Consider the following 12,901-nt stretch of genomic DNA (forward strand, 5'->3'; position numbering starts at 1 on the left):
AGGGGGCGAAGATCCGGCGATCGTTTAACCGGGCTTTAAGGGCCGCTTAAGCCGGTCCGGCCCGGCGACCACGCAGCGCGTCGGGAGTGCTTCGTTCCGCAGTCGCCCGGTGGGGCCGTCAGCGCGCCCGGCCGTCCAGCCGTGCCTCCGCCGCGGCCAGGATCTCCGTCACCCGGAGCGCGAACGCCGCGTCGCAGGGGTGGGGGGTACCGGTACCGGCCGCGGTGAGGAGAGCGTCCGCGGCCCGGGTGAGCGCCGGCACCGCGCCCTCGGAGGCCTCCGGGAGGGAGGTGACGCCCGCCGTGCCGCGGAGCTCGACCACGGCGCCGGCCGCCGCCGGGGGAGCGGTCAGGCTCAGGGTGAGGCTGCTCGACGCGCCGCCCGCGTGGTCGAGGACGAGATGGACGGTGTCGCCGGGACCGTACGCCGCCGCCGTCACCCGCCGCGGTGCGCCGAGCACCGGGAGCAGGACGGACAGGGCGTGCGGGCCGACGTCCCACAGGGCGCCCTTCTCCCGTCGCCACGCGGAGGCGGCGAAGGGATTGCCGTCGGAGGTGAACACCGCCCCGAGCCACTGCGCGCGCCCGGTGAACCAGCCGCCCACGCGTGCCTGTTCGGTGATCCACGCCTCCGGTCCCGGCTGGAAGCGGGTGGTGAAGAAGACCACGGACGCGACCCCCGCCTCCTCGGCCGCCCCGACCACCGCGCGCCCCTGCGCGACGGTCGGCGCGAGCGGCTTGTCGAGCAGCAGATGGCACCCGGCCCGCGCCGCGCGCACCGCCAGCTCCGCCTGCACCGCGGGCGGCAGCGCGACGGCGACGGCGTCCACGTCGGCGAAGAGCGCGTCGACGTCGTCGTACGCCCGGGTGCCGTGCAGAGCGGCCAGCTCCTCGGCGGCATCGGGCCGGCGGCCCCACACGCCGGCGAGTTCGAGGTCCGGGTGCCCGCTCAGCGCGGGGGCGTGGGCCGCCCGCGCCCAGGGTCCGGTGCCGAGCAGTCCGATCCGCATCCCGCCGCCTCTCCCGGTGCGGCGACCGCCGCCCGGCCGGTGTCCCGGCGCGCTCCGCCGGCGCGCTCCGGTCAGTACGGTGGTCCCCGCCGGAACGTCCTGTCAACGGCCGCTCGCCGGGAGGCGCGGAGCTCAGTCCGCGGGCTGGTTGATGTTGACCATCCAGGGGATGCCGAAGCGGTCCGTGCACATCCCGAACACGTCCCCCCACATCTGCCGCTCCAGCGGTACGTCCACCGAGCCGCCGTCGGACAGCTTCTCCCAGTAACCGCGCAGTTCGGGCCCGTCCTCACCGCTGACGCTCACGGCGAAGTTGTTCCCCGGGACGTACGTCATGCCCGGCGGCATGTCGGCGCCCATGAGGGTGAAGCCGGCCGCGCTCGTCAGCATGCCGTGCATGATCTTGTCGGCGTTGTCGGTTCCGGGCCGGCCGAAGTCACCGTACGTGTTGAGCCGCAGCCGGCCGCCGAAGACCTCCTGGTAGAACTCCAGCGCGTGCCGCGCGTTCCCGTCGAAACTGAGATACGGGTTGAGGAGCGAGGCCATGATTACCTCCCGGAACGTCCGCGAAGAGCCGGCTGCGCGCAGCGTAACGCCGGGCACCGGCACCCGCGCGGCGGCGGTGTCGCGGGCGGGGCCCCGATTCAGTGCCCCGGCCGCTGAATGCGTTCGCTTTCTTCTATTGGATTTCGGACCGTGCGGGGACCAGGCTGGTACGCGCTTTCCGAGACCGTGAGACGACAGCCGGAAGAGGTCACATGCACACCCGCCGTATCGGTGATGTCGAGGTCGGCGCCGTCGGCCTGGGCGCCATGCCCATGTCGATCGAGGGGCGCCCGGACGAGACCCGCTCCCTGGCCACCCTGCACGCCGCGCTGGACGCCGGCGTCACCCTGATCGACACCGCGGACTCCTACCACCTGCACGCCGGCGAGGCCGGCCACAACGAGACCCTGATCGCCAAGGCCCTCGCCTCCCACGAGCGGGGCGGTGACGTCCTGGTCGCCACCAAGGGCGGTCATCTGCGCCCCGGTGACGGCAGCTGGACCCAGGACGGCAGCCCCGGGCACCTGAAGCGGGCATGCGAGGCGTCCCTGCGCCGGCTCGGCGTGGAGGCCATCGGGCTCTACCAGTTCCACCGGCCCGACCCCCGCGTCCCCTACGCCGAGTCCGTCGGCGCGCTGCGCGAGCTGCTGGACGAGGGCAAGATCCGCATGGCCGGGGTCTCCAACACCGATCCGGAGCAGATCCGGCAGGCCCACGAGATCCTCGGCGGCCGGCTGGTCTCGGTGCAGAACAAGTTCTCCCCGGCCTTCCGCTCCAGTGAGCCGGAGCTGCGCCTGTGCGACGAGCTCGGCATCGCGTTCCTGCCCTACAGTCCCTTCGGCGGCATCGCCCGGGCCGGTGAACTCGCTTCGGCCCACGCCCCGTTCGCACGGATCGCCCGGGTGCGCGGGGTGAGCGCGTACCAGGTGTGCCTGGCGTGGATGCTCGCCAGGTCGCCGGTCGTCGTCCCCATTCCGGGCGCGAGCCGGCCCGAGTCGGTCCGTGACTCGGCGGGCGCCGCCGACCTCGTCCTGACGGCCGAGGAGATCGCGGAGCTGGACGCCGTCTGAGTCCGCCCCCCGCCTGTCCCGGGCGCTGGACGCCGCGGGCGGGCACCCGCGCGCCCTGGTGCACTCCTGGCGCACGGGTGTAGAAAGCGCTTGCTGAAGAAAGTCACAGGGGAGGACCACCACCCATGGCGTCGTCGCTGGAAAGACCGCTCGACCACCGCTACCGCGGCGAGCACCCGGTCCGCACCCTCGCCTATCTCTTCCGCGCCGACCGCGGCCGGCTCGCCGCCGCCGTCGGCGTCTTCACGGTCAAGCACAGCCCGGTCTGGCTGCTGCCGCTGATCACCGCGTCCATCATCGACACCGTCGTGCAGCACCAGCCGGTATCCCGGCTGTGGACCAGCACCGGCGTCATCATGTTCATCCTGCTGGTCAACTACCCGCTGCACGTGCTGTACGTCCGGCTGCTGTACGGCAGCGTCCGCCGCATGGGCACCGCCCTGCGCTCCGCGCTGTGCACCCGCATGCAGCAGCTCTCCATCGGCTACCACTCCCGCGTCAGCGCCGGCGTGCTCCAGGCCAAGGTCGTCCGGGACGTGGAGACCGTCGAGCAGATGGTGCAGCAGACCGCGGAGAACGGGCTCGGCGCGCTCACGGTCCTCACCGGCGGGCTCGTCATCATCGCGATCCGCACCCCCGAGTTCCTCCCCGTCTTCCTGATCGTCGTGCCCGCCGCCGCCCTGCTCGTCGCCAGGCTGCGGGCCAGACTGCGCACGCACAACGAGCACTTCCGCCACGAGGTGGAGACGCTCTCCTCCCGGGTCACGGAGATGACCCGGCTCATCCCCGTCACCCGCGCCCACGGCCTGGAGGGCAAGGCGCTGCGCCGGATGGACGGCACCCTGAACCGGCTGCTCACCTCCGGGAACCGGCTGGACCTGGTCAACGGCCGGTTCGGCTCGCTGGCCTGGGTCGTCCTCAACGTCGTCGGCGTGATGGTGCTGGCCGGCGCGGCCCTCATCTCGTACTACGACGTCTGGGGCGTCACCGCCGGCGACGTGGTGATGCTCAGCGCCTTCCTGACCACGCTCACCAACTCCACCACCACGCTCGCGGGACTGGCCCCGGTCATCACCAAGGGCCTGGAGTCCGTCCGCTCGGTCGGCGAGGTCCTCCAGGCCCCCGAACTGGAGGACAACGAGGGCAAGGCGGAGGTCGGCGGAGTGCGCGGCGCGATCACCTTCGAGGGCGTCGGCCACGCGTACGACACCGACGGGCGCCCCGCCGTGCGCGACTTCACCCTCGACGTCGCCCCGGGCGAGACCATCGCGCTCGTCGGCGCCTCCGGGGCGGGCAAGTCCACCGTGCTCAACCTGGTCATCGGCTTCATCCGCCCGACCTCCGGCCGGCTGCTGCTCGACGGCACCGACATGAACGGCCTCGACCTGCGCACCTACCGGCGCTTCCTGTCCGTGGTGCCCCAGGAGTCGATCCTGTTCGACGGCACCGTCCGGGAGAACGTCGCCTACGGCATGGACGACGCCGACGAGGAGACGGTACGGGCCGCGCTGCGCGACGCCAACGCGCTGGAGTTCGTCGACCGGCTGCCCCAGGGCCTCGACACCCTCGTCGGGGAGCGCGGCGCCCGGCTGTCCGGCGGGCAGCGCCAGCGGCTCGCCATCGCCCGCGCGCTGATCCGGGACCCGAAGGTGCTGGTCCTGGACGAGGCGACCTCGGCGCTCGACACCCGCTCGGAGGCGCTGGTGCAGGAGGCCCTCGCCCGGCTGCTGCGCGGACGCACCACGTTCGTCGTGGCGCACCGCCTCTCCACCGTGCGCGGCGCCGACCGGATCGTGGTGATGGCGGACGGCCGCATCCAGGAGATCGGCACCCACGAGGACCTGCTGCGCCGGGGAGGGGCGTACACGGCGCTGCACAGCGGTCAGGCGGCCTGACCACCCCGAACCCACCGACAGCCGACGGGCTCCGCCACGACCGGGCCCGTGCGGGCCCGGGACGGGGTCCGGGGTGCGGCCTCGGGGACGGGTGTCCCGCCGTGTCCGAGCCCGCTCGGGCGGTGTGGGCAAGATCCGGTCAGGGCCGGAAGGGGGCCGGGGCGTGGCCCCGGGGACGGGAGGGGAAGGAGCGGCGGGGGCGGAACACGCTTGGCTTCGTGTCGTCGCGGTCAAGATGCGAGTGGTTTCGGTCAATTGTGCCCACATGGGCCCAGGGGATGAGTGCTTCCGCCTGGTCCGGGCATACGCAGCGAAAACCAGAGAGGGGGCGCTTCGTGCTCGGACCGGACCCGAAGGCCGTCAGACGGCTGCTGACGCGGTACGCGACACTGCGGATAGCCCAGGCGGAACGGTATTCGCCGGCGGCGGCGCGCGAACTGGAGGAGGTCGGTTCCGCGCTCCGCGGGATGACAGGGGCGTCCTGCGTCCGCGACGCCATCGCGCTGGCGGACGACCTGCTCGACCGGGCGCGGCCCGCGGCCGGCCGGACCCCGGAGGCGGACGGGGAGAGCGGCCTGCCCCTGGCCGTCTGAGCCACCGGACCGCTCACCCTTTCACCCTTTCACCCGCCGCCCGTTGAACGACGAGCGGTACGCGTACGGCGTCGTGCCCACGACCTTGCGGAACCGCTCGCGGAACGCCGTGGGCGAACCGAACCCGGCCTGCTGGGCGATCCGCTCGACCGTGTGGTCGCTGTTCTCCAACAGGTACTGGGCGCGCCGCACCCGCGCCCGCAGCAGCCACTGCAACGGCGTGGTGCCCGTCTGCTCACGGAACCGGCGGCTGAAGGTGCGCTCGCTCATGCCGGCGCGCGCCGCCATCGCCCCGAGGGTGACCTCGTGCGTCAGGTTGTCCTCGATCCAGTCCAGCAGCGGTTCCAGATCCGACCCACGGGGCACGGGCGGGTGCTCGTGCACGATGAACTGGGCCTGGCCGCCCTCCCGTTCCAGCGGCATCACCGACATCCGGGCGGCGTCCGCGGCCACGGCCGACCCCAGGTCCCGGCGGATCATGTGCAGGCACATGTCCAGCGCCGCGGCGGCGCCGGCCGAGGTGAGGATCTGCCCGTTGTCGACATAGAGCACGTCCGGCTGCACGTCGACGTCCGGGAAGGCGCGGGCCAGTTGTCCGGCGGCCACCCAGTGCGTGGTGGCGCGCAGCCCGTCCAGCAGCCCGGCCTCCGCCAGCACGAACGCGCCCACGCACACCGAGGCGATCCGGGTGCCCGCCGCGGCCGCCTCGCGCAGCGCCGCGAGCACGGCGGGGGAGGGCGGGGGCGCGCCCTCGGCACGGCCCGGGACGATGATCGTGTCGGCGTCCGCCAGTGCCTGGAGCCCGCGGTCGACGCGCAGGGTGAAACCGCCGTCCGCGAGCACCTCCGGCCGCTCGGCGCACAGCCGGACCCGGTAGGGGCGGCGGCCGTCGGGCAGCCGCGTCCAGTCGAAGACCTGCAGGGGCGCCGCCATGTCGAACGGCACCACCCCATCGAGAACCAGGATCGCCACGGAGTGCATGACCGCCACGATAGGCGGATTCCCGCCACCCGCCGGAACCGGGGTGACGGGGAGGCGGCGGAGCATGAGCCGAGCTGAGCGGTGTTGGCGGGAACCCGTTGGGACCTGTCGTTTCGGCCTCTGGGTGATCACCCGGCGGGCTCCTAACGTGAGCCCGGCACCGCCGATCACACATGGAAAGAGTCCCGGTGACCAAGCTCCTGCTGTCCCTCCACGTCCTGGCCGCCATCGTCGCCGTCGGTCCCGTCACCGTCGCGGCCAGCATGTTCCCGCCGGCCGCGCACCGCGCCGTCCCGGCGGAGGCCGACGGACCCGTCGCGGCGGACGTGACCACCGTCACGCTGCTCCACCGCATCTGCGGGGTCTACGCCCGCCTGGGGATCGCGGTGCCCGTCCTCGGCCTCGCCACCGCCCTGGCGATGGGCGTCCTGGACGACGGCTGGCTCGTCACCTCGATCGGCCTCACCGCGGCCGCGGCCGGGATCCTGCTCGCCTTCGTGCTGCCCCGGCAGGAGGAGATCGTCGAACGGCTGGGCGAGGGCCGGCCCGTCGACCGGCAGGGTACGGTGCGACTCGCCATGTTCACCGGGGTGTTCAACCTGCTGTGGGCGACCGTCACCGTTCTGATGATCGTCCGCCCCGGCTCCACGACGGGTGCCTGACCGCCCCGTATGCCCGAAGCGTGACGTACTTCCGTAATCCCCGTTCCGTGGTCCGTCGTACCGGGGAATTCCCCCTTGGGGATGGTCGGCCGCCTAGACTCTGCACTCGCGTCCCGCATCGGGGCCGACGAGCAGAAAGGCACGTTGACGGGTGTTCCAGGATTCCCCCATCTACGACCGACTCATCGCGGAGTGCGGCGATGTGCCCGCACAGGTACGCCGCGAGGCCGAACGCGTGAGCAGGGAGCTGGAGCTGGTCATGCGGCCCCTGCAGTCCCCCGGTTACGCCCCCGGCCTCGACCGGCCGCACTCCCCGGGCAACGGCTGGCAGCGCACCGCCCTGCTGCCGGGGCCGCGGTCGCACTGAGCCCCGCGCGGCGACGGGCCCCTCACCGCACCGTGCTGCCCGCCTCGTCGAGCTCGGCGGGTTCATCGGGAAGGGGACGGGACAGCCACTCGGCGATGGTCCGGGCGATCGGCTGCCCCGTCTCCACCTCCACGAACCCGAACTGCCCCGACTGGTTGCACTCCAGGAACCACCAGGTCCCGTCGGCATCCTCGACGAAGTCGAAAGCGCCGTACGCCAGTTCGGACCGGCGTAGATACGCGCGTACGGCGTCGGCGGTGCGCGCCGGGACCTCGACCGGCTCCCAGGGCGACCCGGGGGCGGCGAAACGCACGTCCACCTCCTCCGGATCCGCGTCCGGCCGCGTCGTCTTGCGGGCCGCCAGCAGCCGCTCACCCACCGCGGTGAGCCGGATGTCGGCCCGCTTGGCGATCCGCCGCTGCAGCAGCGTCGGCCCGAACGCGACCGCGGAGAAGTCCGTGTCCGGCGCCACCCTGCTGGTCGGCACCGCCCGTGGCGGGTCCTGCGGATGTGCCCCCGACACCGGCTTGACCACCAGATCCGGGAAGCGCTCGGCGAACTCCCGCGCGGCGCGCGGGAACGTGGTGATCACCGTGGCCGGCACGGGCAGGCCGCAGCGCTGGGCCAGCCGCAACTGCCACGGCTTGTGGCGGGCCTGCCGGGCGGCGTCCGGATGGTTCATCCAGCGCGCGTCACAGCCGCGCAGCATGCCGTAGAGCGCCTGCGAGGCCTCCTCGGTCAGCCACGCGGACGGCTGCGGCGCACGCCCGGCCGGCGTGCCGGGCCGGCGCACCCACACGGACCGCAGCCCGCCGATGCTCACCAGTCGCCCGCCGGCGGACAGGTGACCACGGAAGCGGCCGTGGACGTACTCGCCGGACAGCGAGACGCCCTCCGTCAGGTCGGCGGGGTCGAGGCGCACCACCGGCACACCGGAGCCGTTCAGATGGACGACCACCATGTCGGCGGTCACGTCCTCCTCACCGGTGAGGATCAGCACGGTCATCGTCTACGGTCCGCGTTCAGTCGTCGAAGTGGGTCTTGGAGCCCGCGGTGGACGTCGTCGTCCCCACCTCGCGCAACAGCGCGTGATCACAGGCCGCGATCCGCCCGTCGCCGAGTACGTTCAACTGCAGTCCGGAGTCATACGCGTACGGAGTGGCAACGGCCAACTCCACTGCCGGACGTGCGTAGTTGAGCGCGAACGGTTGCATCGTCTCTCCCTCGTCGGTGCTGCGCCGAGCAGGCAACGGCCCGCTGTGCGCCGTCGCTTGGTCCGCCGACTTCTTTTGGCTTCCAGAGACTTATACGAATCGAACGGGTGGTTGGTTTCCTCACGGAGCGTAATCGTCGGCGGGTTGCCCGCGGCCCCGCCGGAGGGGTGCTCCGGGGGCCCGGGCGCCGGAGGAACCCCGCATGGTGCGCAGGGCCAGCAGGAGAACGCCCATGTCGTCCAGACAGACCGGATCGGGCAGCAGATCGGCCGGCAGCACCAGGTAGAGGACCGCGCCCCAGAACACCCAGCGGGGCCCCGTGGGCAGACCGGCGTGACGCAACTCACGCCGTGTGCGCACCAGGCGGACCAGGACGGCGACGGTGCCGGCCAGTGCCGCGGCCGTGAGGGCCGCGGCGACGACGAGCACCACAGTGGTCTTCTCCAACGAACCGCCCTCCTCCTGGGACCGGTGACCCGTGCCGCGGTCTCGCCGGCGACACGGCCCGCACTGAGCGGATTCCCGCTCGCGACGCCGGTATGGCGGCCGGGACCGGCCATGCGCGCACGCGTCCGATGCCCCGCGAGCCCCGTGCGAAACACCGGGTCGCCGCAGGTCACCCCGGTGGCTCAACCGGGTGGTGGTGAACGGCGGGGCGCCTGGAAACGGTCACCGGAGGACGTCACCGCGCTGGAGCGCCCGCCGGAACACCCGCGGGCCGTGGACGAGGCGCCGTGCGCCGCCGGGGCCGGCCGGTGGAGGACGTCGCCCTCCTTCCCGCCTCCCGCAGCACGGCCGAGTGATCCCCGCGTCCCGCACCGACGTGGCGCACCCCACGAACGCCGTACCGGAAGCGCCTAGTTGTCCGGCGCGTGCTCCGGCGCCGGCTCTCCGGAGGCGGGGGCGGGACGACGCGCCCTGCCGCCGACCTTGAAGCGCTCCAGAGTACGGATCAGAGGAGACGCCCCCCGAGGCGCGGGAGCCTCCCCCGTGCCCAGGACCCCGGCGGATTCCCGGTACACGGCCAGCGCCTCATGCGCACGCTCCGCCGCCTCCCGGTACAGATCCCGGGACTTCGTCATCGCCTCCAGCGCCTCGGCGTACATCGCCACCAGCGCCCGCTCCCGGACGAGTTCCTCCTCCGTCGTCAGCAGACGCCACTCCTCCCGCAGCGCCGTCAGCGCCTCCTCCGCCCCTTCCGGCAGTACGCGCGGCAGCGCGTCGTACCGGGTCACGGCCTCCACGAGGTCGACCGGTTCCGTACCGTCCAGGAACACCGCGCGTACGGCGAAGGCACCGGCGTCGTAGCCCTCGGGCGCCGGGCTGCGGGGCAGCACCACCGCGCCCCCGCGCGGAACCTCCACGCCGAACTCCCGCAGCGCCCAGTTCGCCACCCGCAACTGCTGGGGAGCGGCCCGGTGCTCCACCACCCGGTCCCGCAGCCCCGGCGGCAGCCAGCGCGCGAGCGGTACCCGGCCGCGCTCGTCCGTGGTCATCGCCTCATGGACGACGACATGGACGTGCCACGGGTCGCGCACACAGGCGCGCAGCAGCCGCCGTACGTCCTTGTCGTCCTCGGGCAGCGGACTGATCACGCCCGGTCGCGCTCCCGTCACCGGGTCGGCGTTCCACTCGGCGTCCGGCTCCGACGGCCAGAACATGGCGGCCGGGGACGGCCAGGAGGGGTCCCAGGGCTGCTCCGCCTCGGCGACCAGGATCCAGTCCCGGCCCGCGTCCGTGCCGGGCGCGAGGCGCAGCCGGGCGCGCACGGTGACCTCACCCGCGACGCGCGTCCGGGCTTCGAACACCAGATCGGGAGCGGTGTCCGGCGCGGGGAGTTCCAGGAAGTCGTCGATGTCCCGGCCGGCCTTGAGCCAGTGCAGGGTGTGCCGGATCGCCGTATCGGGTGTGGCACCGGCGTGGCGGCCACGGGCCAGCCAGACGGTGGGAGGGAGGGCGGGGCGGGCTGAGGAGGAGGTCGGCATGGGTCCAGTCGTGAGCGGGGGGGGGCACGTGCTCCTGCCAGTATCGTCGTGGCCGGCCGGAGAGCTGAGCCGGGGCTCCGCCGGTCGGCGTGTCGCGCGCGGGGTGTGCGCGGCGCGCACCTGGTGACAGCGGTTCACCCGTGGTCCCGGCGGCGGAGCCGTGGCCACCATGGGTGCCGCGGGCGGGGCCGGCCCGCCATCCGCGCCGGGGCCGGCCCCGCCCGCGCCCTGCCCCGGCGGTGGTCCGGCGGCAAAAGCCCGGACCCTACCAGCGGCGCACCACCCCTGTCGCATATTCCTCAGGAAAACGCCAAAGCTCTCACCTCGGTCGAGCACACACCGTAGCGTCGACGTCACGTTCGCGGTACAGCCGTGCGAGAAGGGGGATCCGGCGTGCCCGGAATCGACGAGAGCCTGCTGGAAGCCATGCGCCTGCCGGGGGTGCGCGGTGCCCTGGTGGTCGACTGGATCAGCGGGCTCGCCCTGGGGGCGGTGGGCGAGGCACCCGGGGAGGACGTGGAGGCCACGGCCGCGGAGACCGCCGAACTGGCCCGCCTGGCCATGGAGAGCGGCACCCTCGCGTCCACCGACGGGACGGGCGGGGAACCACCCGTCGACGACCTGATCCTCACCACCGCCGACGCGTACCACCTCCTGCGCTTCGTCGTCACGACCTTCGACAGCACGGTGTTCCTGTACCTCTGGCTCGACCGCGCCGACGGCAACCTCGCCCTGGCCCGGCTCCGGCTGGCCGACATGGCGGACCGGCTGGTGCTCGGATGACCGCGGCGTGCACCGGCGAAACCGCGCCGGAACTGCTCGGCACCCTCGCGGCCGACCACGCCACCGGGGCACTCTCCACGGAGTCCGGGATCTTCTACCTCTCGGCCGGACACGTCGTCCACGTCGAGTCCGCGTACAGCCCCGACCTCGGCGACCTGCTCACCCGCAGCGGCGCGGTCGCCCCGGCCGGCTGGTGGGACGCCGTCGAACGGGCCGGGGCCCGGCACCGCGTCGGCCGCCAGCTCGTCGACAGCGGGCGCCTCACCACCGGTGCGCTGGAACTGTGCCATCTGGGCGCCCTGTTCGACGCGGCGTACTTCGCGCTCGCCCACGACTGCGCCCCGCTCCGCTTCCGTCCCGGAGCCGCGCACTGGCTCGGCGCGGTCCGCCCCGTACCCGTGGCGGCCGTGCTCGGCGAGTCACGGCGCCGCCGCGACCTGCTGCACCGCATCTGGCCCGACCCGGCCGTCGACACCGCCCCGCTCACCCGCGTGCCCGGTACCGGCCCCGCCGGACTGCCACCCCGCCGCGCCCGCACCCTCACCCAGGTCGACGGCGCCCGCACCGCCGCACAGATCGCCGCGGCCCTCGCCCACCGCACCTTCCACACCCTCGTCGAACTGCGCCGCCTGGCCGCCGGCGGACTGGTCACCCCCGCGCCACCCCCGCCCGCCACGCCCGTCCACGCCGTCCCCGACGCGGACGGCGCGGCGTGGGACGAGCCCGACACAGCGCTGCTGAGACGGCTCCTGGACGCCTTGGAGGCACTGTGATCCGCGCGCGCCGACAGCGTGCCGAAAGGAGACTGCTCATGGCCGTCGAGACCGACGTGCTGGACGAACTGCGTCGGCTCCGCACCCGCATACCCAAGCTGGCGGGCTCCCTCGCGGCCACCGTCGACGGACTCGTCCTCGCCCACGACGTCCCCGAGACCGAACCGGAGGGGCTGGCCGCGCTCACCGCCGCCGCGCTCGGCGTCGCGTACCGGATGGCGGACGCCGCCGCCCGCGGCGAGTTCCGCGAGCTCCTGGTGCGCGGCAGCCAGGGCTACATCGCCACCTACGCGGCCGGCACCACCGCCGTCCTCACCCTCCTCGCCGACGACCGGGTCAACGTGGGCCGGCTGCACCTGGAGGGCCGGCGCAGCGGTGCCCGGATCGCGGAGCTGGTGGACACCCACAGCGGCCCGGGCGGGGGACGGCACGCCGACCGGCTCACGACCCGGGAGACCCCCGTGCCGGCGCCGGACCCGGCCCGGCCCATCGGCACCCTCCCGGTACGGACCCCGCAGCGGCCCGTGCACCGGCCCCGGCCCCAGCCCGGCGGCTGACTCCCGGCTTTCCCCCCGGCCGGACGCCTCCGTACGACCCGGCGGCCGGCCCGAATCACCTGTCACGACCGAAAGGACACGTCCCATGGCCAACACCGAGACCTCGCTCAAGGAATGCCTCAGCTCCATCGACGGCGCGACGGCCGTCGCGCTCGTCGACTACACCAGCGGCATGGCCCTCGGCACGCTGGGCGGCGGCAAGGACTTCAACCTGGAGGTCGCCGCCGCCGGCAACACCGACGTCGTGCGGTCCAAGCTGCGCACCATGGAACACCTGGGGCTGAACGAGGAGATCGAGGACATCCTGATCACCCTGAACAGCCAGTACCACCTCATCCGCCTGCTCAAGGGGCGGGGCGGGAACGGCCTCTTCCTGTACCTGGTGCTCGACGCCGGCCGGGCCAACCTGGCCATGGCGCGGCACCAGTTGCGCCGGATCGAGTCCGAGCTCGAGGTCTGATCCGCC

Annotated in this window: 16 protein-coding genes; 9 read left to right on the top strand and 7 right to left on the bottom strand. The window is 73.5% G+C overall.

Annotated elements, in window-relative coordinates:
- Positions 1–118: 118 nt before the first annotated feature.
- Positions 119–1,009 carry a Gfo/Idh/MocA family protein gene (locus tag ACF1DX_RS29155; protein WP_391794110.1) on the bottom strand — a complete coding sequence of 297 codons (891 nt, stop codon included), beginning with the start codon at positions 1,007–1,009 and terminating at the stop codon, positions 119–121.
- Positions 1,010–1,141: 132 nt separating this feature from the next.
- Complete coding sequence (locus ACF1DX_RS29160) at positions 1,142–1,555, bottom strand: VOC family protein (protein WP_391794111.1); 414 nt, start codon at positions 1,553–1,555, stop codon at positions 1,142–1,144.
- 212 nt (positions 1,556–1,767) lie between these two features.
- On the opposite strand from ACF1DX_RS29160, the gene ACF1DX_RS29165 reads away from it, so the two are divergent.
- The 3 genes from ACF1DX_RS29165 to ACF1DX_RS29175 all read left to right on the top strand — a co-directional run bounded on the left by ACF1DX_RS29165 (position 1,768) and on the right by ACF1DX_RS29175 (position 5,113).
- On the top strand, positions 1,768–2,625 hold the full coding sequence (locus ACF1DX_RS29165) for an aldo/keto reductase (RefSeq protein WP_391794112.1): 858 nt from the start codon (positions 1,768–1,770) through the stop codon (positions 2,623–2,625).
- 125 nt (positions 2,626–2,750) lie between these two features.
- Positions 2,751–4,520, top strand: a complete 1,770-nt coding sequence (locus ACF1DX_RS29170; protein ID WP_391794113.1) for an ABC transporter ATP-binding protein — start codon at positions 2,751–2,753, stop codon at positions 4,518–4,520.
- Between the two features lie 335 nt (positions 4,521–4,855).
- A complete protein-coding gene (locus tag ACF1DX_RS29175; protein WP_391794114.1) occupies positions 4,856–5,113 on the top strand; it encodes a DUF5133 domain-containing protein in 258 nt (85 codons plus the stop codon).
- Positions 5,114–5,134: 21 nt separating this feature from the next.
- Here ACF1DX_RS29175 and ACF1DX_RS29180 read toward each other — a convergent pair whose 3' ends face one another.
- Positions 5,135–6,094, bottom strand: a complete 960-nt coding sequence (locus tag ACF1DX_RS29180; protein WP_391794115.1) for a GlxA family transcriptional regulator — start codon at positions 6,092–6,094, stop codon at positions 5,135–5,137.
- Between the two features lie 188 nt (positions 6,095–6,282).
- Between ACF1DX_RS29180 and ACF1DX_RS29185 the strand changes: the two genes are divergently transcribed.
- Both ACF1DX_RS29185 and ACF1DX_RS29190 read left to right on the top strand, forming a co-directional pair.
- Complete coding sequence (locus tag ACF1DX_RS29185; protein WP_391794116.1) at positions 6,283–6,756, top strand: hypothetical protein; 474 nt, start codon at positions 6,283–6,285, stop codon at positions 6,754–6,756.
- Between the two features lie 151 nt (positions 6,757–6,907).
- A complete protein-coding gene (locus tag ACF1DX_RS29190) occupies positions 6,908–7,123 on the top strand; it encodes a hypothetical protein (RefSeq protein WP_085573724.1) in 216 nt (71 codons plus the stop codon).
- A 22-nt stretch (positions 7,124–7,145) separates the two neighbouring features.
- On the opposite strand, the gene tgmB is transcribed toward ACF1DX_RS29190, so the two are convergent.
- From tgmB to ACF1DX_RS29210, 4 genes are all read right to left on the bottom strand, one after another.
- Complete coding sequence (tgmB, locus tag ACF1DX_RS29195; protein ID WP_391794117.1) at positions 7,146–8,129, bottom strand: ATP-grasp ribosomal peptide maturase; 984 nt, start codon at positions 8,127–8,129, stop codon at positions 7,146–7,148.
- Between the two features lie 16 nt (positions 8,130–8,145).
- Entirely contained in the window at positions 8,146–8,337 is a 192-nt protein-coding gene (tgmA, locus tag ACF1DX_RS29200) for a putative ATP-grasp-modified RiPP (protein WP_004935783.1), read from the bottom strand.
- 120 nt (positions 8,338–8,457) lie between these two features.
- Entirely contained in the window at positions 8,458–8,784 is a 327-nt protein-coding gene (locus tag ACF1DX_RS29205; protein ID WP_391794118.1) for a hypothetical protein, read from the bottom strand.
- Positions 8,785–9,194: 410 nt separating this feature from the next.
- Positions 9,195–10,322 carry a hypothetical protein gene (locus tag ACF1DX_RS29210; protein WP_391794119.1) on the bottom strand — a complete coding sequence of 376 codons (1,128 nt, stop codon included), beginning with the start codon at positions 10,320–10,322 and terminating at the stop codon, positions 9,195–9,197.
- A 393-nt stretch (positions 10,323–10,715) separates the two neighbouring features.
- Here ACF1DX_RS29210 and ACF1DX_RS29215 point away from each other — a divergent pair, with 393 nt between their 5' ends.
- The 4 genes from ACF1DX_RS29215 (at position 10,716) to ACF1DX_RS29230 (ending at position 12,895) form a co-directional block, all read left to right on the top strand.
- Entirely contained in the window at positions 10,716–11,105 is a 390-nt protein-coding gene (locus tag ACF1DX_RS29215) for a hypothetical protein (RefSeq protein ID WP_391794120.1), read from the top strand.
- The gene (locus ACF1DX_RS29220) at positions 11,102–11,878 is read left to right on the top strand and encodes a hypothetical protein (protein ID WP_391794121.1); all 777 of its coding nucleotides are present in this window, start codon (positions 11,102–11,104) and stop codon (positions 11,876–11,878) included. The genes ACF1DX_RS29215 and ACF1DX_RS29220 overlap by 4 nt, the downstream gene beginning before the upstream one ends.
- Before the next feature lie 38 nt (positions 11,879–11,916).
- A complete protein-coding gene (locus ACF1DX_RS29225) occupies positions 11,917–12,435 on the top strand; it encodes a roadblock/LC7 domain-containing protein (RefSeq protein ID WP_391794122.1) in 519 nt (172 codons plus the stop codon).
- Positions 12,436–12,520: 85 nt separating this feature from the next.
- Complete coding sequence (locus tag ACF1DX_RS29230) at positions 12,521–12,895, top strand: hypothetical protein (RefSeq protein WP_391794123.1); 375 nt, start codon at positions 12,521–12,523, stop codon at positions 12,893–12,895.
- Positions 12,896–12,901 lie beyond the last annotated feature (6 nt).

This window comes from Streptomyces sp. NPDC014676, assembly GCF_043084105.1.
Taxonomy (GTDB): domain Bacteria; phylum Actinomycetota; class Actinomycetes; order Streptomycetales; family Streptomycetaceae; genus Streptomyces.